General features: G+C 68.2%; 16 protein-coding genes and 1 pseudogene. 11 read left to right on the forward strand and 6 right to left on the reverse strand.

Annotated features, from left to right (window positions below; genetic code table 11):
* Positions 1–568: 568 nt before the first annotated feature.
* The 3 genes and pseudogenes from ACZYRS_RS25605 to ACZYRS_RS25615 form a co-directional block, all read left to right on the forward strand.
* Positions 569–3091 (forward strand): annotated as a pseudogene (locus ACZYRS_RS25605) (ESPR-type extended signal peptide-containing protein); the annotation flags it as partial.
* A 1788-nt stretch (positions 3092–4879) separates the two neighbouring features.
* The gene (locus ACZYRS_RS25610) at positions 4880–6274 is read left to right on the forward strand and encodes a YadA family autotransporter adhesin (RefSeq protein WP_463422536.1); all 1395 of its coding nucleotides are present in this window, start codon (positions 4880–4882) and stop codon (positions 6272–6274) included.
* Between the two features lie 111 nt (positions 6275–6385).
* On the forward strand, positions 6386–7123 hold the full coding sequence (locus tag ACZYRS_RS25615; protein WP_463421470.1) for a winged helix-turn-helix domain-containing protein: 738 nt from the start codon (positions 6386–6388) through the stop codon (positions 7121–7123).
* On the opposite strand, the gene ACZYRS_RS25620 is transcribed toward ACZYRS_RS25615, so the two are convergent.
* On the reverse strand, positions 7120–8040 hold the full coding sequence (locus ACZYRS_RS25620) for a LysR family transcriptional regulator (protein ID WP_463421471.1): 921 nt from the start codon (positions 8038–8040) through the stop codon (positions 7120–7122). The genes ACZYRS_RS25615 and ACZYRS_RS25620 overlap by 4 nt on opposite strands.
* Before the next feature lie 49 nt (positions 8041–8089).
* Between ACZYRS_RS25620 and ACZYRS_RS25625 the strand changes: the two genes are divergently transcribed.
* Positions 8090–8614, forward strand: a complete 525-nt coding sequence (locus tag ACZYRS_RS25625; RefSeq protein WP_463421472.1) for an N-acetyltransferase family protein — start codon at positions 8090–8092, stop codon at positions 8612–8614.
* Positions 8615–8632: 18 nt separating this feature from the next.
* Here the strand turns inward: ACZYRS_RS25625 and ACZYRS_RS25630 are convergent, their stop codons facing one another.
* A complete protein-coding gene (locus tag ACZYRS_RS25630) occupies positions 8633–9025 on the reverse strand; it encodes a tautomerase family protein (protein ID WP_463421473.1) in 393 nt (130 codons plus the stop codon).
* Positions 9026–9121: 96 nt separating this feature from the next.
* Between ACZYRS_RS25630 and ACZYRS_RS25635 the strand changes: the two genes are divergently transcribed.
* Positions 9122–9595 (forward strand): winged helix-turn-helix transcriptional regulator, encoded by a 474-nt coding sequence (locus ACZYRS_RS25635; protein WP_463421474.1) that lies wholly within the window; start codon positions 9122–9124, stop codon positions 9593–9595.
* 32 nt (positions 9596–9627) lie between these two features.
* Here ACZYRS_RS25635 and ACZYRS_RS25640 read toward each other — a convergent pair whose 3' ends face one another.
* Positions 9628–10074, reverse strand: a complete 447-nt coding sequence (locus ACZYRS_RS25640; RefSeq protein ID WP_463421475.1) for a tautomerase family protein — start codon at positions 10072–10074, stop codon at positions 9628–9630.
* Positions 10075–10219: 145 nt separating this feature from the next.
* Here ACZYRS_RS25640 and ACZYRS_RS25645 point away from each other — a divergent pair, with 145 nt between their 5' ends.
* A complete protein-coding gene (locus ACZYRS_RS25645; protein ID WP_198785718.1) occupies positions 10220–10801 on the forward strand; it encodes a TetR/AcrR family transcriptional regulator in 582 nt (193 codons plus the stop codon).
* Between the two features lie 6 nt (positions 10802–10807).
* Here ACZYRS_RS25645 and ACZYRS_RS25650 read toward each other — a convergent pair whose 3' ends face one another.
* From ACZYRS_RS25650 to ACZYRS_RS25660, 3 genes are read right to left on the reverse strand one after another with little or no spacing between them, the layout of a single operon-like run.
* Positions 10808–12097: an AI-2E family transporter gene (locus tag ACZYRS_RS25650; protein ID WP_463421476.1), complete on the reverse strand. Its 1290-nt coding sequence runs from the start codon at positions 12095–12097 to the stop codon at positions 10808–10810.
* Positions 12094–12852, reverse strand: coding sequence for a LytR/AlgR family response regulator transcription factor (locus ACZYRS_RS25655; protein ID WP_463421477.1), 759 nt, complete (start codon positions 12850–12852; stop codon positions 12094–12096). Before ACZYRS_RS25655 ends, ACZYRS_RS25650 begins: the two co-directional genes overlap by 4 nt.
* Positions 12849–13958: a sensor histidine kinase gene (locus ACZYRS_RS25660; protein WP_463421478.1), complete on the reverse strand. Its 1110-nt coding sequence runs from the start codon at positions 13956–13958 to the stop codon at positions 12849–12851. The genes ACZYRS_RS25655 and ACZYRS_RS25660 overlap by 4 nt, the downstream gene beginning before the upstream one ends.
* 22 nt (positions 13959–13980) lie before the next feature.
* Here ACZYRS_RS25660 and argH point away from each other — a divergent pair, with 22 nt between their 5' ends.
* The 5 genes from argH (at position 13981) to ACZYRS_RS25685 (ending at position 22915) form a co-directional block, all read left to right on the forward strand.
* Entirely contained in the window at positions 13981–15378 is a 1398-nt protein-coding gene (gene argH, locus ACZYRS_RS25665) for an argininosuccinate lyase (protein WP_198785722.1), read from the forward strand.
* A 25-nt stretch (positions 15379–15403) separates the two neighbouring features.
* Positions 15404–16882 carry a rhomboid family intramembrane serine protease gene (locus ACZYRS_RS25670; RefSeq protein ID WP_463421479.1) on the forward strand — a complete coding sequence of 493 codons (1479 nt, stop codon included), beginning with the start codon at positions 15404–15406 and terminating at the stop codon, positions 16880–16882.
* A gap of 181 nt (positions 16883–17063) precedes the next feature.
* Positions 17064–18287: an efflux RND transporter periplasmic adaptor subunit gene (locus tag ACZYRS_RS25675; protein WP_463421480.1), complete on the forward strand. Its 1224-nt coding sequence runs from the start codon at positions 17064–17066 to the stop codon at positions 18285–18287.
* A gap of 9 nt (positions 18288–18296) precedes the next feature.
* The gene (locus tag ACZYRS_RS25680; RefSeq protein ID WP_463421481.1) at positions 18297–21476 is read left to right on the forward strand and encodes an efflux RND transporter permease subunit; all 3180 of its coding nucleotides are present in this window, start codon (positions 18297–18299) and stop codon (positions 21474–21476) included.
* A complete protein-coding gene (locus tag ACZYRS_RS25685; protein WP_463421482.1) occupies positions 21476–22915 on the forward strand; it encodes an efflux transporter outer membrane subunit in 1440 nt (479 codons plus the stop codon). The genes ACZYRS_RS25680 and ACZYRS_RS25685 overlap by 1 nt, the downstream gene beginning before the upstream one ends.
* Positions 22916–23012 lie beyond the last annotated feature (97 nt).

Consider the following 23012-nt stretch of genomic DNA (forward strand, 5'->3'; position numbering starts at 1 on the left):
GAGGAGATCGGCGAGGCTGTCGTGCACACCCTGCGTGCCAAATCGCCACCGGGTTGCAAGACCGGGAAGATAGGGGAACGGCCGGCCATCCCCTAGGAAATGGTTCACATACGTAATCAATTTGAAGCCGCGGCGTCAATTTGGATGCGTATCTGCTCACTACTTCACGGCTATTTCTCTCAACGCCCTCCGATCGCTTAGTGCGACCGTGTTGCGATTGCGTCAGGCGAGACAAATCTCACACAAACGCGCCCAAAAGTTAAAGAACTACGCCAGTTCCCGAAAACGTTCGATTTCGCGCGGAAAAGTTAACGGGTGAAAGCAACTGTGCCCTCCTAGACTCGCGGCTCGGATTTTTGATAACAAAGTTAACAGGGACGGCATCACGCCACGCCACGCGACGCGCCAAGCGCTTCGCCGGCGGCGCACACCCACGGCTGCGACGGCGACATCGCAGCCAATCGGGCGCCCCCCACGACATGTCATCTCGAACCGACGCGCGATGGAGAGCGGGGAAACATGCATCCCGCTGACCGCCGCTTCTTGGAATTACTCAACGAAACTGGTTATGAATAAAAATTACCGCTCCATCTGGAACGAATCGCTTGGCGCCTGGGTGGCCGTCGCGGAAATTTTCAGCGCCAGAGGCAAGCCCGGCGCAAGCTTGTGCAGCAGCAGCGCGAGCGCCACGCGAAAACGATTCCGCCTTGCGACCCTCTCGAGCGCAGCGTTCGCTGCCTGCCTCGGATTGATGAGCCTGCCCGCGTCGGCCGGCTACGGCATCTTCATCAACGACGGCAACGACAACGGGTGCCTGTGGACCTTCGACACACAGGGCCTCTCCCCCATCGGCCTCTACTCCGGCACCACGGCGCCGAGCGGTGTGAATTCCGGCGGCAACAACACATCGACGGGCGTCTACGGCGGCGCGAACGGCGGCGTTCCCACCAACGCCCAGGTGGGAAGCGCGGACACCCGTTGCGTGACGACCGACAAGTCGACGCAGACCAACCGCGCCCTCTTCTACGGCCCCAGCAGCGGCGTAGGCGCGAACTCCCTGAGCATCGGCGGCGACCTGTTCGTCAACTCCGGCAACCTGGGTCTGGGCGGCGGTACCACCACGAACGCGATGCGCATCGGCGGCACCGCGACGCTGGGCGCCACGTCCGGAAACCGCGCGTTGGCGATCGGTGCCGGAACCAATCCGACGAACGCCACCGGCGACGACGCCATCGCCATCGGCACCAGCGCCAACGCCCTGTCGAGCGGCTCTGTCGCCGTCGGACTGAACACCTTTGCAAGCGGCTCCAACACCACGGCGGTCGGCTCCGGCGCCAGGGCCAACGGCGGCGGCGCGACTGCCATCGGCAACAACGCCAACGCTGCCTTCACCAACGACATGGCGTTCGGAACCAACGCACTGGCCGTCGGCGACAACATCGGAAAAGCGCCTTCCACCGCATTCGGCAACAGCGCGAGAGCCACGGGCTCCGGCTCCACGGCGTTCGGCTCTTTGGCCAACGCGGTGGGGGCCAGGTCCGCCGCCATCGGCAACGGTGCCTTCACCGGTGCGGAGAGCGCGACGGCGATCGGCGCTGCAGGCACGGCGACCAAGAACTACGCCACGGCCATCGGCAGCTATTCGCTGGCCGACGGTGTCAGCAGCACGGCCCTGGGCGAATCGGCCAACGCGCTGGGCGACTCTTCCGTGGCGCTCGGCGCCAGTGCCAAGGCCTCCTATGGCAACAGCGTGGCGATAGGCGCGGGCAGCACCACCGGCACCGCGGCCCCCACGGGCACGGCGTTTCTCACCGGCAAGGCCGCACCCGCATCGGAAGTCTCGGTCGGCTCGTCTTCGGCGCTGCGCCGCATCACCAACGTGGCCGACGGCGCCGCGCAGCAGGACGCGGTGACGGTGGCCCAGCTGAGCACGGGCATGAGCACCACGGCCAGCAGCATCGGCAGCCTCTCGACCTCCACGTCGACCGGCTTGAGCACGGCGACCAGCGGCATCTCCAGCTTGTCGACCTCCACCTCCACAGGCCTGAGCACCGCGACCAGTCGGATCAACAGTCTGTCGACGTCCACTTCGAGTGGATTGAGCACGGCAACCAGCAGCATCTCCAGCTTGTCCACGTCGACATCGACGGGTCTGAGCACGACGAACAGCAACGTCAGCAGCCTGTCGACTTCGACCTCCACAGGCCTGAGCACGGCGACCAGCCGGATCAACAGTCTGTCGACTTCCACGTCGAGCGGATTGAGCACGGCAACCAGCAGCATCTCCAGCTTGTCCACGTCGACATCGACGGGCCTGAGCACTACGAACAGCAACGTCAGCAGCCTGTCGACTTCGACCTCGAGTGGCTTGAGCTCCGCCACGAGCAGCATCGGCAGCCTGTCGACCTCGACCTCCACAGGCCTGAGCACGGCGACCAGCAGCATCTCCAGCCTGTCCACTTCGACATCGTCGGGCTTGAGCACAGCCACGAGCGGCATCACCAGCCTGTCCACCGGCTTGAGCTCAACCAACAGCAGCGTGACCAGTCTGTCGACTTCAACCTCCACGGGCCTGAGCACAGCGACCAGCCGAATCAACAGTCTCTCGACTTCCACGTCGAGCGGATTGAGCACGGCAACAAGCAGCATCTCCAGCCTGTCCACTTCCACATCGTCGGGCTTGAGCACGGCCACGAGCGGCATCACCAGCCTGTCCACCGGCTTGAGCTCCACCAACAGCGGCGTGAGCAGCCTGTCGACGGGCCTGAGCACGACCAACAGCGCCGTGAGCAGCCTGTCGACTTCCACGTCCTCGGGCCTGAGCACCGCGACCAGCGGCATCTCGAGCCTGTCCACGGGCCTGAGTTCCGCCACGAGCGGCATCGGCAGCCTCTCCACCGGCCTGAGCTCCGCCAGCAGCAGCATCGGCAGCCTGTCCACGGGCCTGTCGAATTCGGTCCAATACGACGATGCGAGCCACACCAAGGTCACGCTCGGCGGCGCCGGCTCGACGACCCCGGTCATCCTCACGAACGTCGCCGCGGGCGTGAACCCCACCGACGCGGTGAACTTCGGGCAACTGACCTCGCTGTCGACCTCCGTGTCCAGCGGCATGAGCAGCCTGTCCACCGGGCTGAGCACCACCAACAGCACGGTCGGCAGCCTGTCGACAGGAGTGAGCACTTCGGCCAGCGGGATCGGCAGCCTGTCGACTTCGACCTCCACGGGCCTGAGCACGGCAACGAGCAGCATTGGAAGCCTGTCTACCGGGCTGAGCACCACGAACAGCAACGTGAGCAGTCTGTCGACTTCGACGTCTACCGGACTGAGCACCGCGACCAGCGGCATCGGCAGTTTGTCGACCGGACTGAGTACAACGGACAGCAGCCTCGCCAGCCTGTCGACCTCCACGTCAACGGGCTTGAGCACGGCAACGAGCAGCGTTGGAAGCCTGTCTACCGGACTGAGCACCACGAACAGTAGCGTGAGCAGCTTGTCGTCTTCGACGTCCACGGGTTTGAGCACTGCGACCAGCGGCGTCTCGAGCCTGTCCACGGGATTGAGCACGACCAACAGCGGCCTGGTGAGCCTCTCGACCTCGACCTCCACCGGTCTGAGCACCGCTACAAGCGGCATCTCGAGCCTGTCTACCGGCTTGAGTACGACCAACAGCAACGTCAGCAGCTTGTCGACTTCGACGTCTACGGGTCTGAGCACCGCGACCAGCGGCATCTCCAGCCTGTCCACCGGCCTGAGCACTGCCACCAGCGGCGTCTCCAGCCTTTCCACTGGCTTGAGCACCACCAACAGCAACGTGAACAGCTTGTCGACCTCGACGTCTACGGGCCTGAGCACCGCCACGAGCAGCATCGGCAGCCTGTCCACGGGCTTGAGCACGACAGACAGCAGCCTGGCCAGCTTGTCCACCTCGACCTCCACAGGCCTGAGCACGGCCACCAGCGGTATCTCGAGCCTCTCCACCGGCTTGAGCACGACCAACAGCAACGTGAGCAGCCTGTCGACTTCCACGTCGAGCGGATTGAGCACTGCGACCAGCGGCATCTCCAGTCTCTCCACAGGCCTGAGCACCACCACGAGCAGCATCGGCAGTCTGTCCACCGGCTTGAGCACCACGGACAGCAACCTCGCCAGCCTCTCGACTTCGACCTCCACGGGCCTGAGCACCGCAACGAGCGGCATCTCTAGCCTGTCCACCGGCTTGAGCACGACCAACAGCAGCGTGAGCAGCCTGTCGAGCTCGACCTCAACCGGCCTCAGCACCGCGACCAGCAACATCAGCAGCTTGTCCACCGGCCTGAGCACCACCAACAGCAACGTCAGCAGCCTGTCGAATTCGACGTCTACCGGGCTCAGCACCGCGACGAGCAGCATCAACAGCCTGTCCACCGGACTGAGCACCACGGACAGCAACCTCGCCAGCCTCTCGACCTCGACCTCTACGGGTCTGAGCACGGCGACCAGCGGTATCTCCAGCCTCTCCACAGGCCTGAGCACCGCTACGAGCGGCATCTCGAGCCTTTCCACTGGACTGAGCACCACCACGAGCAGCATCGGCAGTCTGTCCACTGGCCTGAGCACAACGGACAGCAATCTGGCCAGTCTCTCGACCTCGACCTCCACGGGCCTGAGCACTGCAACTAGCAGCATCGACAGCCTGTCGACCTCCACGTCGACAGGCCTGAGCACGGCGACCAGTGGCATCTCGAGCCTGTCCACCGGCCTGAGCTCCGCCACCAGCGGCATCGGCAGCTTGTCCACGGGCTTGAGCACGACGGACAGCAGCCTGGTCAGCCTGTCGACATCGACCTCCACGGGTCTGAGCACGGCCACCAGCGGTATCTCCAGCCTCTCCACAGGCTTGAGCACGACCAACAGCAGCGTGAGCAGCCTGTCGACCTCGACATCTGCCGGCCTCAGCACCGCGACCAGCAGCATCGACAGCCTCTCGACCTCCACGTCGACGGGCCTGAGCACGGCGACCAGTGGCATCTCGAGCCTGTCCACGGGCCTGAGCACCGCGACCAGCGGCATCTCCAGCCTCTCTACAGGCCTCAGCACCACCAACACCAACCTCGCCAGCCTCTCGACCTCCACATCGTCCGGCCTGAGCACGGTGACCAGCGGCATCGGCAGCCTCTCCACGGGCCTGAGCACGACCAACCAGAACGTCACCAACCTGAGCACTACGGTCACCGACATCTACAACAACGGCACCAAGTACTTCCACGCCAATTCGACCGCAGCGGACTCGCAGGCGCTCGGACAGGAGTCCGTGGCGATCGGGCCGCAGTCGGTGGCGGGCGGTGCCAACTCCTTCGCCGCCGGCAACGGCGCGAAGGCGACGGCCGACGGTGCGGTGGCGATCGGCTTCGGCGCGCAGGCCACGGGCACCAACGCCATCGCCATCGGCTCCGGCGCGCTGGCGACCGGCTCGCAGGCCATCGGCGCCAACGCCCGCGCAGGCGGCGGCGGCGTGGCGCTGGGCGACAACGCGGATGCGGGCGGCACGCCGCTGAGCCAGGCGCAGAACGTCGCCAAGGGCACGGCCATCGGCTTCGGCGCGGTGGTGCAGCAAAGCGGTGGCGTCGCGCTGGGCTCCGGCTCGGTGGCGTCGACCGCGGCGGGCGTGGCCGGCTACGTGCCTGCCAACGCAGCGGCGCAGCAGGCGGCCGCCGTCAACGCCACCACCAGCACGCAGGCCGCGGTGTCGGTGGGCGACGCGGCCAGCGGGCAGTTCCGCCAGGTCACCGGCGTGGCCGCGGGCACGGCCGACAGCGACGCGACCAACGTCGCGCAGCTGCGGGCCAGCGCCAGTGCGGTGGCCGCGGGCAGCGTGCAGTACGCGACCAACCCGGACGGCTCGGTCAACTACGGCCAGGTCAACATGGGCAACGGCCAGGCGCCCAACGGCACGCGAATCTCCAACGTGGCGCCGGGCGTCGCGCCGACGGATGCGGTCAACCTGGGGCAACTGACGGCCGCGCAGAACCAGCTGCAGGGCCAGATCAGCAGCACGCAGCGCATCGCCTACTCGGGCGTGGCCATGGCCACCGCGATGAGTTCGCTGCCGCAGGCAATGACGCCGGGCAAGACGCTGCTGGCGGTCGGGGTGGGCAACTACTCGGGCTACAGCGCGATGGCCGTGGGCTTCTCCTCGCGCTCGGACAACGGCAAGTGGGTCTACAAGGTCAACGGCGGCTACAGCGGCACCAAGTTCAACATCGGCGTAGGCGTGGGCTATGAGTTCGATTGACGAGCGGTTCGCACCGCGGGCCGCTCCAGGCGTCGGCGTCGGCGTCGGCGTCGGCGTCGGCGTCGGCGGCACCCGCGGCCGCCAGCCCGCAGGGCGAGTTCGCGCCATCGGATGACGGAGAGTTCGCGCAGCCCGTTGTCACTGGCGCTTCTGGATGAAAAAGACGCGCGCGGCACCGCCGTGCAAGACAGCCTGCGAACGACGCACCACCAGGTGGCGTCGTTCGCCAGCACCGCCGAACTCCTGGCCGCCATGGGCCGCGGGCAGCGCTTCGACTTGCTGCTGCTGGCCTCGCACGACGAGCTGACGCACACCAGCCTGCGCGCCGCATGCGAGGTGCTGGGCCTGGCGATCCTGGTCATTCCGCAGGGCGGCGCCTGGAAGGGCCTGCCCTTGTGGCGCGAAGCGCTGGCACGCCGGATGCCCGCCGTTCCCGAGGGCGGCGCCCCTGCGTTGCCTGCGTCGCGGACGCCGATGTCCGGGGACATGGTGCGGGGCGCCTATCGCTTCATCAACGAATCGGGCGTGGTGTTCCTTCGGGAGCGCGAGATCCGTCTCTCGCGACAGTCTTTCGCCCTCGCGTCGGCGCTGTTCCAGAACGTCGACCGCGTGCTGACGCGGGAGTGGCTGTGGCGCGCGATCTGGAAGGCGCCGGCCGGGCGCTCGGTGGGCCGGGTGATCGACGTGTGCGCCGCGGGCGTGCGCAAGAAGCTGGCGCTGGAGGCCGGAAACGGGTACGTGCTGCGCTCGGTGTATGGCACGGGTTACCAGCTCGCGAGCGTACCGGCGCAGCATGGCCACCCGGCGGGCGAAGCGCACCTGCAGCAAGCACGAGCGCGCACACGCTAACGGCGCGACCTCCCGGCCGCCACGATCGCATCGAGCACCACGCGCAACGCCTTGCTGACCGGCTTGTCCCGCCGCATGACGACGGCCAGCGTGCGGTGCATGCGCGGCGCGAGGCGGCTGGTCTTCAGGTCGGGGTGGGCGCCACGGCCGGTCATCGCCATGCGCGGCACGATGCCGTAGCCCAGCCCCGCGGCCACCATTTCCTTCATCGCCTCGACGCTGCCCAGCTCCATCACGGGCTGCGGCTGCAGGCCCTCGGCGGCGAACCAGCGGTCCACCAGCTTGCGCGTGTTGGCCGCGGGCTCGAACAGCACCAGCGGCAAGGCGGCGAGGTCCGCCGGCGTCACGCGCGCCTTCAAGGGTGCGAGGTCGCTGCGGCCGATGGCGACGAACTCGTCGTCGAGCACCCGCGTCACGCTCAGCGAACGGCCCGCGGCGGGCAGCGTGACCAGCGCGAGGTCGATGCTGTTCTCCTCGACCTTGCGCACATGGTCCTCGGTGTTGCCGGTGCTCACCACGATGCCGAGCGCCGGAAATTCCTCACGCAGCGCGCGCAGCACGGCCGGCAGGAAATGCAGGCACGCCGTCGCGCCCGTGCCCAGGCGCACGCGGCCCGTCACGCCGCTCGCGTGGTCGGCCAGCGCGTCGATGGCGTTGTCCACCGCGGTCTCGATGTGGTGCGCATGGCGCAGCAACTCCATGCCGGCCGGCGTGGCCCGCGCACGCTTGCCGACGCGTTCGACGAGCCGCACCGCGAGCCGGCGCTCCAGTTGGCGCACCTGCAGGCTGATGGCCGGCTGCGTGAGGCCGAGCCGGTCGGCCGCGGCCGAGAAGCTGCCGGTTTCGATCACCAGGCCGAAGGACTTGAGCTGGTCGAGGTTCAGCGTCTTTTCCAAAGTATTCCTTATGCCTTGCATAGTCCATCGAAGCTTCACTTATCGATGCCGGATCGTCAAGATCCGGGGCATGCCCTCACAGACCCTCGTTTCCACCACCCTCGACATCCTCGATGCCGAGCCGCACCACATGGCCGCGGTGCAGGCCATCTACAGCCACTACGTGCAGCACGACCTGTGCTCCTTCGAGGAAGAAGTGCCCACCGTCGAGCAGATGCAGGCGCGCCGCACCGAGGTGCTGCGGCGTGGCCTTCCCTACCTCGTCGCGCTGAAAGACGGCGAAGTGGTCGGCTACGCCTACGCGAGCCCCTACCGCGCCCGCTCCGCCTACCGCCACACGGTGGAAGACTCGATCTACGTCGCAGAAGGCCTGCACGGCCACGGCATCGGCCGCGCACTGCTGCGGACGGTGATCGCGCGCTGCACCGAAGGCGGCTTCACGCAGATGGTGGCAGTGGTGGGCAACAGCGCCAACGCCGGTTCGCAGCGCCTGCACGAGAGCCTCGGCTTCGAGACCGTCGGCGTGCTGCGCAACGTCGGCTTCAAGTTCGGGCAGTGGGTCGATACCGTGCTGATGCAGCGCGCGCTGCGCTGAGCCGATGCCCCCGGGCGCTCAGCCGGCCTCGTCCTGCGACCACTCGGGGCTGTAGCCACCGAGCGTCGGGTGGTACATCTCGTCGCCCGAGTGCTGGGTGAATTCGACGTTGAGCCGGTCTTCGCGCAGCCCCAGTATCTCGATGCAGTCGCCGCACAGGGCCTTCGCGACTTCGAGCCGCAATTCGGCGGAGCGGCCGCGGCGGATGTCGCACATCAGCACCGACACCTCCGTGGCCTCGCCGTCCACCATGCGCCAGACGCCGCCCTCGCCCACCTCGCGGATCGCGACGCTGATGCGGCGGATGTCCACGCTCATCAGGTCGGCATAGGTTTCGCAGAGCTTGCGCGCGAGGCGCTTCTTGTCGGCCACTTCATGGCGGCCGTTCACGTCGAGCTGGAGATAGGGCATGTGCGGCACCTTACGGAAAAACGATTCCCATCGGTCCCGCGCAGGCATTCAGGTTTTGATTTGCCACCGGATGGCCATCCCCGTCTAATACGGGCCATGGCCAAGAGACGAAGCCTCAAATCAGACACTTGCCCGATGGCGCGCTCGCTGGACATCGTGGGCGACCAGTGGTCGCTGCTCATCGTGCGCGACGCGTTCGACGGCATGAAGCGCTTCGGCGAATTCCAGCAGAGCCTGGGCGTGGCGAAGAACATCCTCGCGGACCGGCTGAAAAACCTCGTGCAGGAAGGCGTGCTCGCGCTCGCGCCCGCCTCCGACGGCACGATGTACCAGGAATACGTTTTGACGCCCAAGGGCAACGGCCTCTTCCCCGTGGTGGTGGGCCTGCGGCACTGGGGCGAGCAGCACCTCTACGGCAAGGGCGAGGCTCACTCGGTGCTGCTGGAGCGCGACAGCGGCAAGCCGGTGCGCAAGCTCGAGCTGCGCACGCACGACGGCAAGCCGCTCGATGCGGCCGCGACCTTCGTGAAGAAGCTGCCCGTGAAGACGGCGCGCGCCAAGGCCCGATAGGACGGCGCGAGGCCGCTCGGGCCTTCAATGACCTAGGCGCCCGCGGCCGCCTTCGCCTTGGCGGCGAGCGCCGCGAACTCTTCCTTGCCGAAGGCCGTGCCGAACATGCCCCAGCCGCCCTCCGCAGCCTCGGTGAGGATCACCCAGGTGCGCGCCGCCTGGCCCGCGTCGCCCGTGAGCTTCACGACGATTTCGGTGGCCTCCCTGGTGATCTGCTTTTGCCCCTCGCGGTTGAGCGAACCGGGCGGCGTGACGATCTGGATGCGCACGGTGCGGGCCTGCGCCGTGGTGGCGGTCTGCACGGCCGACCCCGGCATGCGGTGGATGTAGGCGGCTGTGTTGTCCAGGTGGAAGGGGCCGGGCTTGGCCACGCCTTCGGCGCGCAGCACGGCGAGGGTGAGCGCTTCGCCGAGCTGGCGGTCGGTCTCGGCGCCGGCCGGGAACAGGTCTGCGGCGGCGTAAACGTCGATCATGGGCATGGGGATTCCTCGGTGGCTGTTGGAGTGGGGTTTGGAGGGGGGCGGAGAGGACTTCGATTTCTGAATGACGACCGTCATCCACATCGAGGATGATGATGAACATAATCCTGATCGTCAAGCACACGACCGAGGACTTTTCACGGATATGGGCCACTCCAGAGAGAACAAGGCGCAAAGCCACGACCGCATCGTGCAGACCGCCGCGGCACGCTTTCGCGAAGCGGGCGTGGAAGGCGTCGGCGTGGCCGACCTGATGAAGGAAGCCGGCCTCACGCACGGCGGCTTCTACCGGCACTTCGCATCGCGCGACGAACTGGTCGCCGAGGCGGTCGAATGCGCCCTGCGCGACGGCGGCCGCGCGGTCGAGGCGGTGGCATCGGCCAAGCTCGCCCGCCCGGCCCTGGTGGCTGCGCTGGTCGATGCCTACCTGAGCACTGCGCACCGCGACGGCCTGGCCACGAGCTGCGCCGTCACCACCCTCGCCGGCGACGTGGCACGCAGCAACGACAGGGCCCGCACCGCGTACACGCAGCAGGTCGACATCTACCTGAAACTCCTTGCCGGCCTGGCGGTGGCGGACAAGCCCAAGGCGAGGCGGACGAAGGCGATCGCGGCGCTGTCTTCCCTGGTCGGCGCCGTGTCGCTGTCGCGCGCGGTGAACGACGAGAAGCTGTCGCGGGAAATCCTCAAGGCGGCGGCCGACGAGCTGAAGGCGCAGCTGGGTTGAACCGCCCTACTCGCCCAGCAGCTCGCCGATCGGCTGCAGGTCTTCCACCCGGTCGCAGATCGACTTGATCACCATCGTGATCGGAATGCCCAGCAGCAGCCCCCAGATGCCCCAGAGCCAGCCCCAGAAGATCACGCCCACGAACACCGCCACCGGGTTCATGCGGCTGGTGCGGCTGGTGAGCCAGGGCATCAGCAGGTTGCCGATGACCGTGTGGATGGCCAGCGACACGCCGCCTACCAGGATGCCCATCTGCAGGCTGTTGAACTGCAAGAAGGCCACCAGCCCCGCGGCGACCAGCACGATCACCGAGCCGATGTAGGGAATGAGGTTGGTCACGGCCGCGATGATTCCCCAGACGGCCGCGTTCTCCACGCCGATGACCCAGAACGCCAGGCCGGTGGTCACGCCCACCACCACGCTCACCAAAATCTGCACCAGCAGGTAGCGCTCGATGTTGCGCGTGATGTCGTCCAGCACGTGCACCGTGACCTTCTTCTTCTGCAGGCTCGAGCCGGTGATCTTGATGAGCTTGCGCCGGAAGGTGTCGCCCGAGCACAGCGCAAAGTAGGTGAGAAAGGCCACCAGCGTGAACTGCCCGAGCGCGCTCAGGAGGCCGACCGTGCCGCTCAGCAGGTAGTCGCGCACGTTGAAGCCGGGCCGCTCGATGATGACGCGGGCCACACCGCGCCGCGAGGCGACGCGCGCGGAGTTTTCCTCGGCGGCTTTCTCCAGCTGCGCGGCGGCCTGCTGCACGCTCTCGAGCGGCGTGGCGCTCGCGCCCTTGTCGCGGCGCATGGCCTGCCCGAGCTTCTGCGCGGCGACCGGCAGCGAATCGACCAGCTGCGACGCATTGCCCGAGAGCGAATAGCCCGTCCACCCGATACCACCGAACAAGCCCACGAGGATGAGCGCCGCGCCGATCCAGCGCGGCAGATGCCAGCGGTGCAGCATCTCGACCACGGGCGACAGCGCATAGGTCAGCAGGAGGCTGAGCATCAGCGGAATGAACACCGCCTGGCCCCACTGCAGCGCGAACACGCTGGCCAGCACGGCGAGCACCACCAGCGAGGCGCTGCGCACGTCGACCGGCATGTGCAGCAGCAGGCGCCGGCGCTGGGCGGCGGTGGGTTCCGCGGCGGGCTCTTCCGGTGCGGATGCGGATGCGGATTCGGGTGCAGGCTTGACGGGAGAAGGCGTCTGCGGCGCTTCGACGGCCGGAGGCTCGGGCGCCGGTTGCGGCGCCTCGGCGGCCTGTGGCTTGTCGGGTGCGGGGGGCTTGTGTTCGTCGTTCATCGCGTTTCCTTGAGCACCTCGCGCACGGCGGCGAGCTGGCGCCGAGACACCGCGACGGGTTCGGGAATCGCATCGAGCCGCAGCGCCCAGCCTTCGGCGTCTTCGCCGTCGTCGTATTTCTCGAGCGCGCGGATGGCCGAGCGGGCCACCAGCGCGTTGCGGTGCACGCGCAGGAAGCGGTTCGGATAGCGCTCCTCGAACTCGTTGAGCGAGCCATCCAGGATGTGGCTGCGCGTGGCGGTGCGCACGGTGAGGTATTTGTATTCGGACTTGAGGTACAGCACCTCGGACAGCGGCACCCGCTCGGCGCGGCCGCGGTCCTGGATCAGCACGGTCTCGGGGGCAGCAGGGGCCGGCGCCGCGGCCTGCAGCGCGCGGCGCTCCTTGAGGAAACGCTCGGCCTTCTGCAGCGCCTGCTGCAGCCGCTCGGCGCGCACCGGCTTGGTCAGGTAGTCGACCGCGTCCAGCTCGAAGGCCGTGACCGCGTGCGTCGCATGCGCCGTGACGAACACCACGGCCGGCGCATCGGGGTTGCTGCGCAGCGCGCGCGCCACCTCGATGCCGTCGACGCCGGGCATGTGCACATCGAGCAGCACGAGGTCCAGCGCCATCGTGGCCAGGTGCTGCTGCGCCTCCGCACCCTGCGAGGCCTCGGCCACCACCTCGGCGGCGGGCGAGCTGCAATCGCGCAGCAGCGTGCGCATGCGGGAACGCGCCAGCGCTTCGTCGTCGACGATCAGGGTCTTGAGGCTCATGATTCGGCGGGGATCGCGATGCGCACCCGGTAGTTTTTCTGGTCCATGCCGGCGCTGAACTGCATCTGCATGTCGTGCAACAGGCGCAGCCGGTCGCGCACGTTGGCCAGCGCGATGCCGTGGCCGCGCGGCAGCGGCTCGTCGGCCCAGCGCAGCGGCGGCAGGCTGTTGACCACCTCGATCACCACCATGCTGCCGCGCCGCTCGGTGCGGATGCGCAGCTTGGCGCCCTCGGGGCTGGGCTCCACGCCGTGCTTGATGGCGTTCTCCACCAGCGGCTGCAAGAGCAGCGGCGGCAGGCGCGCGTTGCTCGCTGCGGCATCCAGGTCCCAGCGAATGCGCAACCGGTCGCCGAAGCGCACCTGCTCGATCGCCAGGTAGCGCTCGGCCAGCGCGATCTCGTCGGCCAGCGTGCCCGATTCGCCGGGGTCGGCCAGCGCCTGGCGGAACAGCTCGGCCAGGTCCTCGAGCATGGTCTCGGCCTTGGCGGGTTCTTCCCGCACGAGAGCGATGGCGCTGTTGAGCGTGTTGAAGAGAAAGTGCGGGCGGATGCGCGACTGCAGTTCCTCGAGCCGGGCCGTCGTGGCGGCGGGCGTCTGGCCGCGCGCGCGCAGGGCCATCGCGGTCATCACCAGCCCTGCGAAGAGCGCCCCGGCCAGCGCACTGGCCAGCCACGGCGCGCTGGCCAGCACGCCCGTCAGGCGCAGCAGGCCGCAGCCGTAGAGCGATGCGAGCGCGCCGAGCACGGCGCCGGCCGCGTACTGCCACTGGCGCGGCAGCCGCCGCAGCTGCTTCTTGAGCCCGCAGGCCGTCACCAGCCACAGCAGCGTGGCGGGCAAGGCGCCGCCGGTGACGGTGGCCGTCTGCACCAGCCATTCGCCGGGCGTGGAAACCACGAAGAGCGCGGCGATGGCCACCACCACCTCGACGAACACCACGGTGCGCAGCACCACGCCGATCTGGCACGCATCGAACAGCGACGGCTCGCCGCGCAGGGGCGCGCGAGCCCTTTCCGACGGTGTCGGGGACGTGGAGCCAGGGCTGGCCGATAAAATCGCCGGGTTGCGCATCGCGTACATCACAGATACATCGGGTGACCAACCCATTATTGCCTCCTGGACGGCTCCCATGACCCAAAACCAACTCGACAAGAAATCCGAAGCCTGGTCGGCCCTGTTCTCCGAACCGATGAGCGACCTGGTGAAGCGCTACACCTCCAGCGTCTTCTTCGACAAGCGCCTCTGGCAGGCCGACATCGAGGGCTCCCTCGCCCATGCCGGCATGCTCGCCGCGCAGGGCATCATCCAGAAGCAGGACCACGCCGAAATCGAACGTGGGATGGCGCAGATCCGCAGCGAGATCGAATCGGGCGCCTTCGAGTGGAAGCTCGACCTGGAAGACGTGCACCTGAACATCGAGGCGCGCCTGACGCAACTGGTGGGCGATGCCGGCAAGCGCCTGCACACCGGCCGCAGCCGCAACGACCAGGTGGCCACCGACGTGCGCCTGTGGCTGCGCGGCGAGATCGACCTCATCGGCGACCTGCTCACCGAATTGCAGAAGGCGCTGGTGGACATCGCCGAGAAAAACGTCGAGGTGATCCTCCCCGGCTTCACCCACCTGCAGGTGGCCCAGCCGGTGAGCTTCGGCCACCACATGCTGGCCTACGTGGAAATGTTCAGCCGCGATGCCGAGCGCATGGGCGAGGTGCGCCGCCGCGTCAACCGCCTGCCGCTGGGCGCCGCCGCGCTGGCCGGCACCAGCTATCCGCTGGACCGCGAACTGGTCGCCAAGACGTTGAACATGGACGGCGTGTGCCAGAACAGCCTGGACGCCGTGAGCGACCGCGACTTCGCGATCGAATTCACCGCCGCGGCAAGCCTGTGCATGGTGCACATCAGCCGCATGAGCGAAGAGCTCATCCTCTGGATGAGCCAGAACTTCGGCTTCATCCAGATCGCCGACCGCTTCACGACCGGCTCGTCGATCATGCCGCAGAAGAAGAACCCCGACGTGCCCGAACTGGCCCGCGGCAAGACCGGCCGCGTGGTCGGCCACCTGATGGCGCTCATCACGCTCATGAAGGGCCAGCCGCTGGCCTACAACAAGGACAACCAGGAAGACAAGGAGCCGCTGTTCGACACCGTCGACACGCTCAAGGACACCCTGCGCATCTTTGCCGAAATGATCGGCGGCATCACCGTGAAGCCCGAGGCGATGGAAGCCGCCGCCCTGCGCGGCTACGCCACCGCCACCGACCTGGCCGACTACCTCACGAAGAAGGGCCTGCCCTTCCGCGACGCGCACGAAACCGTGGCCCACGCCGTGAAGGCCGCCACCTCGCACAAGGTCGACCTGGCCGAGCTGCCGCTCGCGGTGCTGCAGCAGTTCAACCCGAACATCGAGAAGGACGTGTACGACGTGCTGAGCCTGCGCGGCTCGCTGAACGCACGCAACATCCTCGGCGGCACCGCGCCCGCGCAGGTGAAGGCGCAGATCGCGCGCCACCGCAAGCGCCTGGGCTGAGCGCAGCAGCAACCGGCCGCCGCACGTGTTCTACGCCATCCCGCTCGAGAACAAACCGAGCTGGCGCAACCCGCCGTGGCTGACGGTGCTGCTGATCCTCGTCAACATGATCGTGTGGTGGGGACCGCAGCGCAGCGAAGAGAGTGCACGCGAGCGCGCCGCCCACTACTACGCCAAGAGCGTGTTGCCCGAGCTGGAGCTGCCGCCCTTCGTAGAGTGGCTGAAAAAGACCGATGCCAAGCGCGGCAAGCTGGGCGAGCGCATGTTGAAGGCCGAGGTCTACGACCAGCTGATCGAAGCGATGGAACGCGACAAGGCCTTCCAGAAGAAGCTCAAGGCCGAAGAAGTCATCACCCCCGCTCACCCGCAGTACGCCGAGTGGAAGCGCGACCGTCAGCAGTACGAGTCGATGCTGCCCGCCCCCTTCACCGAGCGCTGGGCGCAGGACTACGGCAAGGACGCCGGCTTCAGCAAGCCCTGGACGTTGGTCACCTCCGCCTTCCTGCACGGCAGCACCGGCCACCTGCTGGGCAACATGCTGTTCCTCTTCCTGTTCGGCGCCTCGGTCGAGCTGGCGCTGGGCCGCAGCACCTACCTCACCTTCTATCTGCTGGGCGCCATCGGCGGCTCGGCGCTGGCGGCCTGGGCCTATGCGGGCAAGGGCTCCTACGGGCTGGGCGCCTCGGGCGCGATCTCCGCGCTGATGGGCATGTACGCGGTGATGTACCGGCTGCGGCGCATCCGCTTTTTCTACCAGCTGTTCTTCTACTTCAACTACGTGAGCGCGCCGGCCCTGCTGCTGCTGCCGGCCTGGATCGTCAACGAGCTGATGCAGCACTGGCTCGCCGACGAGGGCGTCGCCTACATGGCCCACCTGGGCGGCCTGCTCACGGGCGCCGCGCTGATGGGCGGCGCGATGCTGCTGGGCCGCGTGAAGACGCCCGAGACCGTGAAGTCGGAAATGGCGAACGACGAAGACCGCTTCGATGCCCACGTGGCCGCCGCCCGCCGCCTGGCCGCCGCGATGAAGTTCGAGCACGCCGCCGCCGAATGGCGCGCCGCCGCCGCACTGCGACCCAACGACACCGACACGCTGCGCGCCTGGTTCAACACCGCGCGCCTGCAGCCCGCGAGCGAAGACTTCCACCAGGCCGCGCGCCGCATCTTCCGCCTGCCCGCGACCGACCCCGAGACGATCGCCCTGCAGCATGCGAGCTACCGCATCTACCTGGACCAGGCCAGGCCGGGCCTGCGCCTGAAGCCCGACGACATGGCCCGGCTCGCGCGCCGGTTCGCGCGCATCCGAGAGTTCGGCGATGCCGACATGCTGTGCCGCATCCTGCTCAAGACAGCACCCGACCATCCCCAGCTGGCCGACACGCTTTCGGTGTGCGCCAACGGCCTCTTGCACGCGGGCGAGCGCGAGAAGGCGATCGGCCTCCTGCCGGACCTGCTGCGGCTCGCGCCCAACGACATGGTCACGCGCGCCCTGCAGCGCGCCTGACACCACGCCGACCCTCGGTGCTCCCGGGGCTGTCATGCCCCTGTAGAGCGCCGCTGGCAGCATGTGGCACTGCAATTGCTGCGTCTGGCGTGTAAAGCCGGCCCTTGCGCCCGCGCCTCATTGAACTTGAGGCTGCACGCCCGCTCCATCCGGGGCTTTTCCTACTTCCGTTGCCTGATTCATGCCTGACCACATCTCCTCCCGCTTCGCCCTGCTCGTTACAGCCCTGGCCATCGCCGCGCTCGCAGGCTGTTCACGCACCAGCGTGGAGACGCCCGCCGCGGCCAAGGCGGCCGCCGCACCAGAAAAGGAAGTCGGCGCGGTCACCCTGAAGCACGAAACCCTCGCGATGAGCACCGAGCTCCCCGGCCGCACCGCCGCGCCGGTGATCGCCGAGATCCGCCCGCAGGTCGGCGGCATCCTGAAGGAACGGCTCTTTACCGAAGGCTCGCAGGTCAAGGCCGGACAGGTGCTCTACCAGCTCGACCCGGCCTCGCTGCAGGCAGCCCATGCCAGCGCGCAGGCCAGCGTGCGCAAGGCCGAATCGGCCCTCGCCACGGCCCGCACCGTGGCCAAGCGCAACGCGGAGCTGGTGAAGATCGACGCCATCAGCCGCCAGGTGTTCGACGAGTCGCAGGCCGCCGAGCAGCAGGCCGAGGCCGACCTGGGCGTAGCCCGCGCGGCCGAGCAGACCACGCGCATCCAGCTGGGCTACACCCGCATCACCTCGCCGATCACGGGCTGGGCCGAACTCTCGACCGTGACGCCGGGCGCGCTGGTGACCGCCAACCAGGCGGCGGCCATGACCACCGTGCAGCAGCTCGACCCGATGCACGTGCACGTCACGCAGTCGAGCAGCGAACTGCTGCGCCTCAAACGCGAGCTGGCCAGCGGCCGCCTGCAGCGCGCGAACGGCGCCGAGGCGAGCATCCAGCTGCTGCTGGAGGACGGCACCAAGTACCCGCACGCCGGGCGCCTCACGTTCAGCGGCGTCACCGTCGATGCCGGCACCGGCAGCGTCACGCTGCGCGCGGTGGTGCCCAACCCCGACCGGATGCTGATGCCCGGCATGTACGTGCGCGCGGTGCTGCAGGAAGGCGTGAACCAGGCCGCACTGCTGGTGCCGCAGCAGGCCGTCACGCGCGCGCCGGACGGCAGCGCCTCGGCGCTGGTGATCGATACCGAGAACAAGGTCGCCAGGCGCCCGATCAGCGTGGGCCGCGCCGTCGGCTCGCAGTGGCAGGTGATCGACGGGCTGGCCGCGGGCGACCGCGTGATGATGGAAGGCTCGCAGCGCGTGAAGGTGGGCGACAAGGTGCGCGTGGTGGACCTGGGCGCGAAGCCGGTAACGAGCCCCGTTGCCATCGCCAAGCCCGACGCCGCCTCCGCAACGCTCGCGCGCTGAGGCCCCGCCATGGCCCAGTTCTTCATCGACCGCCCCATCTTCGCGTGGGTGCTCTCCATCGTCATCATGCTCGCCGGGCTGATGGCCATCCGCACGCTGCCGCTGGAGCAGTACCCCGACATCGCGCCGCCGCGCGTGTCGATCAACGCCACCTACACCGGCGCCTCGGCCAAGACGGTGGAAGACTCCGTCACCCAGGTCATCGAGCAGCAGATGAAGGGGCTGGACAACCTGCTCTACATGCAGTCGACCAGCAATTCCTCGGGCGTGGCGCGCCTGTCGCTCACCTTCAACGCGGGCACCAACATCGACGTGGCCCAGATGCAGGTGCAGAACAAGCTGCAGCAGGCCATGTCGCGCCTGCCCCAGCAGGTGCAAAGCCGCGGCGTCACCGTCACCAAGGGCGGCAACGACTTTTTGCTGATCGTCTCGATGTACTCGGGCGACGGCAGCGCCTCGGCCGTGGACGTGGGCGACTACATCAGCAGCAACCTGGTGGACGTGATCAGCCGCATCGACGGCGTGGGCGAGGTGCAGACGCTGGGCACCGGCTACGCGATGCGTTTGTGGCTGGACCCCGACAAGCTGCGCAAGTACGCGCTCATGCCTTCGGACGTGGGCAACGCCATCACCGCGCAGAACGCGCAGGTCTCGGCCGGCCAGCTGGGCGCGCTGCCGGCCGGCGCGCAGCAGCAGCTCAACGCCACCATCACCGCGCGCAGCAAGCTGCAGACGGTCGAGCAGTTCGAGAACGTGGTGCTGCGCGCGACGCCCGACGGCGCCGTGGTGCGCCTGCGCGACGTGGCGCGCGTGGAGCTGGGCGCCGAAAACCTCACTGTGCGCTCGCAGCTGGGCGGGCGCCCCGGCGCGGGCCTGGGCGTGGTGCTGGCCGACGGCGCCAACGCGGTGCAGGTGGCCCAGGCGGTGAAGGCCAAGGTCGACGAGCTGCAGCCGCTCTTTCCCAACCAGCTGCAGACCTTCGTGAGCTACGACACCACGCCCTTCGTGAGCGCGTCGATCGACGAGGTGGTCAAGGCGCTGGCCGAGGCCATGCTGCTGGTCGTGCTGGTGATGTACATCTTCCTGCAGAACTTCCGCGCGACGCTGATCCCCGCGATCGCGGTGCCGGTGGTGCTCCTGGGCACCTTCGGCGTGCTCTCCGTTGCCGGCTACTCGATCAACACGCTCACCATGTTCGGCATGGTGCTGGCCATCGGCTTGCTGGTGGACGACGCCATCGTGGTGGTGGAGAACGTCGAGCGCGTGATGCATGAAGAGGGCCTCTCGCCCAAGGAGGCCACGCGCAAATCGATGGCAGAGATCACGCCCGCGCTGGTGGGCATCGCGCTGGTGCTCTCGGCGGTGTTCATCCCGATGGCCTTCTTCGGCGGCTCGACCGGCGTCATCTACCGGCAGTTCTCGATCACCATCGTCTCGGCGATGGCGCTGTCGGTGTTCGTGGCGCTCACGCTCACGCCCGCGCTGTGCGCGACGCTGCTCAAGCCCGTAGCCAAGGGCAAGCACGCGGTGGCTCGACGCGGCGTGCTGGGCGCGGTCGACCGCTTCTTCGCGGGCTTCAACCGCAACTTCGACAAGGGCGCCGACCGCTACCAGGGCGTGGTGGGCGGCATCGTGCGGCGCGGCAAGCGCAGCCTCGTGGTGTACCTGCTGATCGCGGCGGCGATGGCGGTGCTCTTCATGCGGCTGCCCACCTCCTTCCTGCCCGACGAGGACCAGGCCTTCTTGCAGGTGCAGGTGACGCTGCCGCCGGGCGCCTCCGACGCGCGGCTGCAGCCGGTGGTCACGCAGATGCAGGACTACTTCACCAGGCAGCCCGAGGTGGTGAGCGTGAACGTCATCACCGGGCAGAACGGCGACCAGAGCTCGGCGCGCGCGTTCGTCAAACTCAAGGACTGGGCCGAGCGCGAAGGCGACGGGCAATCCGCCGCCGCGCTCGCGCGCCGCGCCAACAAGGACCTCTCCACCATCCGCGACGCGCGCGTGTTCGTGCTGCTGCCGCCGGCAGTGCGCGGGCTGGGCGCCAACGCGGGCTTCAACTTCCACCTGAAGGACATCAATGGCCTGGGCCACGACGCGCTGGTGAAGGCGCGCGACCAGGCCATCGACCTGCTCTCCAAGCGCTCCGACGTGGTCGTGAACGTGCGCAGCAATAACCTGGACGACACGCCACAGTTCGCAGTCGACATCGACGATGCGCGCGCCGGCGCGGCCAGCCTGGCCACGGCCGACATTGACAGCACGCTCTCCAGCGCGATGGGCGGCACCTACATCAACGACTTCCTGGACAACGGGCGCGTCAAGCGCGTGTACATGCAGGGCGACACCGCCTTTCGCATGCTGCCCGCCGACATCGACCGCTGGAGCGTGCGCAACGGCCTGGGCCAGATGGTCTCGTTCCCCGCGTTCTCGAGCACGCGCTGGACGTATGGATCGCCGCAGCTGCAGCGCTACAACGGCAGCCCGAGCTATGAGTTCGTGGGCGATGCCGCGCCCGGCGTGAGCTCGGGCGATGCGATGGCCGCGGTGGACGAGGTGATGAAGCAGATGCCGCCCGGCATCGGCTACGAATGGACCGGCGCGTCGTTCCAGGAGCGGCTCTCGGGCGCGCAGGCGCCTGTGCTCTATGCGATCTCGATCCTGTTCGTGTTCCTGTGCCTGGCCGCGCTGTACGAGAGCTGGTCGGTGCCGTTCTCGGTGATCCTGGTGGTGCCGCTGGGCATCGTGGGGGCGCTGCTGTTCACCAGCTTCCGGGGCCTGAGCAACGACGTGTATTTCCAGGTGGGCCTCCTCACGACGGTGGGGCTCTCGTCGAAGAACGCGATCCTGATCGTGGAGTTCGCCAAGCAATTGCAGGAGCAGGGCAAGGGCGTGATCGAGGCGACGCTGGAGGCCGTGCGCCTGCGGCTGCGCCCGATCCTCATGACCTCGCTGGCTTTCGGCTTCGGCGTGCTGCCGCTGGCCATCGGCACCGGTGCGGGCGCGGGCGGCCGCCAATCGATCGGCACCGCGGTGCTCGGCGGCATGGTGGTGGGCACCGCGCTCGGTATCTTCTTCGTGCCGCTGTTCTTCGCGTTGATCCGCGGATGGCTGGAGGGCAGGAGCAAGCCGGCGAAGGCCGAAGCGACGGACGCCTTGCCTGCGCCCACCGCAGAACAGGGAGGCCACTGATGCGACGCACATCCCTTTCCCGCTTTCCACTGCGCACGCTGGCCTGCGCGGCCATGGCTTCGGCCGTGCTCTCGGGGTGCATCAACCTCGCGCCCGCGTATGAAGCGCCCGCCTTGCCGGTACCGCAGTCGCTGCCCTCCGCAGGTGTCACAGCAGCCACGCCGCTCGACGTCAGCTGGCGCGATTTCTTCATCGACAAGCAGCTGCAGGGCGTGATCGAACTCGCGCTCGCCAACAACCGCGACCTGCGCGTGGCGGCGCTCAACATCGAGCGCGCACGCGCCCAGTACGGCATCGCGCGCGCGGGCCTGTTCCCGACCGTGGACGCCGGCGCGGGCGGCAGCCGCTCGCGCACGCCGGGCAGCCTCTCGACCAGCGGCGAGGCGCGCATTTCCTCGCAGTACAGCGCCGACCTGGGCATGACGGCCTACGAGCTCGACCTGTTCGGCCGTGTGCGCAACCTCGGCGAATCGGCGCTGCAGAGCTATTTCCAGACCGAGGAAACCCGGCGCAGCACGCAGATCAGCCTGGTGGCTTCCGTCGCCACGGCCTGGCTGCAGCTGGCCGCGGACGGGCAGCGCCTGGCGCTCGCGCGCAGCACGCTGGAGAGCCAGCGCAAGTCCTTCGACCTGATCCAGCGCAGCCATGCGCTGGGTTCGCAGTCGGGCCTGGCGCTCGCGCAATCGCAGAGCACCGTCGATGCCGCGCGCGCCGATGCGGCCGCGTTCGACAGCCTGGTGGAGCAGGACCGCAATGCGCTCGCGCTGCTGGTGGGCGCCACGCCGCCGGCCGAGCTGCTGCCGACCACCGCGACCACCGAAGCCGCGCAGTTGCTCGTGCCCCCGGCCGGCCTGTCGTCGAACGTGCTGCAGCAGCGTCCCGACGTGCGCGCCGCCGAGCACGCGCTGCGCGCGAGCAACGCCGACATCGGCGCGGCGCGCGCGGCCTTCTTCCCGCGCATCGCGCTCACCGCCTCGGCGGGCACGGCGAGCAGCACGCTGTCGGGCCTGTTCGCTAGCGGCAGCAAGGCGTGGAGCTTCGCGCCCTCGATCAGCGTGCCGATCTTCGACGGCGGCGCGAACCGCTCGAACCTGAAGGTGGCCGAGGCGCAGCAGAAGATCCAGCTCGCCACCTACGAGAAGACCGTGCAGACGGCCTTCCGCGAAGTGGCCGATGCGCTGGCCGAGCGCCGCACGCTGGCCGAGCGGCTCGATGCGCAGCGCTCGCTGCTGGGCGCGACCTCGCGCAGCTTCGAGCTGTCGCAGTCGCTGTTCAGGAGCGGCGCGACGAGCTTCCTCGATGTGCTGGATGCGCAGCGCGCCCACTACGCGGCGCAGCAGACGCTGATCGGCCTGCAGCTCACCGAGCAGACCAACCGGCTCACGATCTACAGGACGCTGGGCGGCGGCTGGAGCGAGGGCGCGGACAGGAACGGGTAGTTCGGCCCCGGCCGCGGCTCCTCGAAATTCAAGGGGCTGCGGCGGTTTGCAGTGGACATCGCCGGATTCATTCGTATACGATATCCCGCCAAACCAA

It is taken from the genome of Variovorax sp. AC194 (assembly GCF_979257995.1).

Coding starts and splice junctions, on each gene's coding strand:
- ACZYRS_RS25615 (WP_463421470.1), top strand. CDS start 6,386: ATGACGGAGAGTTCGCGCAGCCCGTTGTCACTGGCGCTTCTGGATGAA.
- ACZYRS_RS25620 (WP_463421471.1), bottom strand. CDS start 8,040: ATGCAAGGCATAAGGAATACTTTGGAAAAGACGCTGAACCTCGACCAG.
- ACZYRS_RS25625 (WP_463421472.1), top strand. CDS start 8,090: ATGCCCTCACAGACCCTCGTTTCCACCACCCTCGACATCCTCGATGCC.
- ACZYRS_RS25630 (WP_463421473.1), bottom strand. CDS start 9,025: ATGCCCTATCTCCAGCTCGACGTGAACGGCCGCCATGAAGTGGCCGAC.
- ACZYRS_RS25635 (WP_463421474.1), top strand. CDS start 9,122: ATGGCCAAGAGACGAAGCCTCAAATCAGACACTTGCCCGATGGCGCGC.
- ACZYRS_RS25640 (WP_463421475.1), bottom strand. CDS start 10,074: ATGCCCATGATCGACGTTTACGCCGCCGCAGACCTGTTCCCGGCCGGC.
- ACZYRS_RS25645 (WP_198785718.1), top strand. CDS start 10,220: ATGGGCCACTCCAGAGAGAACAAGGCGCAAAGCCACGACCGCATCGTG.
- ACZYRS_RS25650 (WP_463421476.1), bottom strand. CDS start 12,097: ATGAACGACGAACACAAGCCCCCCGCACCCGACAAGCCACAGGCCGCC.
- ACZYRS_RS25655 (WP_463421477.1), bottom strand. CDS start 12,852: ATGAGCCTCAAGACCCTGATCGTCGACGACGAAGCGCTGGCGCGTTCC.
- ACZYRS_RS25660 (WP_463421478.1), bottom strand. CDS start 13,958: ATGGGTTGGTCACCCGATGTATCTGTGATGTACGCGATGCGCAACCCG.
- argH (WP_198785722.1), top strand. CDS start 13,981: ATGACCCAAAACCAACTCGACAAGAAATCCGAAGCCTGGTCGGCCCTG.
- ACZYRS_RS25675 (WP_463421480.1), top strand. CDS start 17,064: ATGCCTGACCACATCTCCTCCCGCTTCGCCCTGCTCGTTACAGCCCTG.
- ACZYRS_RS25680 (WP_463421481.1), top strand. CDS start 18,297: ATGGCCCAGTTCTTCATCGACCGCCCCATCTTCGCGTGGGTGCTCTCC.
- ACZYRS_RS25685 (WP_463421482.1), top strand. CDS start 21,476: ATGCGACGCACATCCCTTTCCCGCTTTCCACTGCGCACGCTGGCCTGC.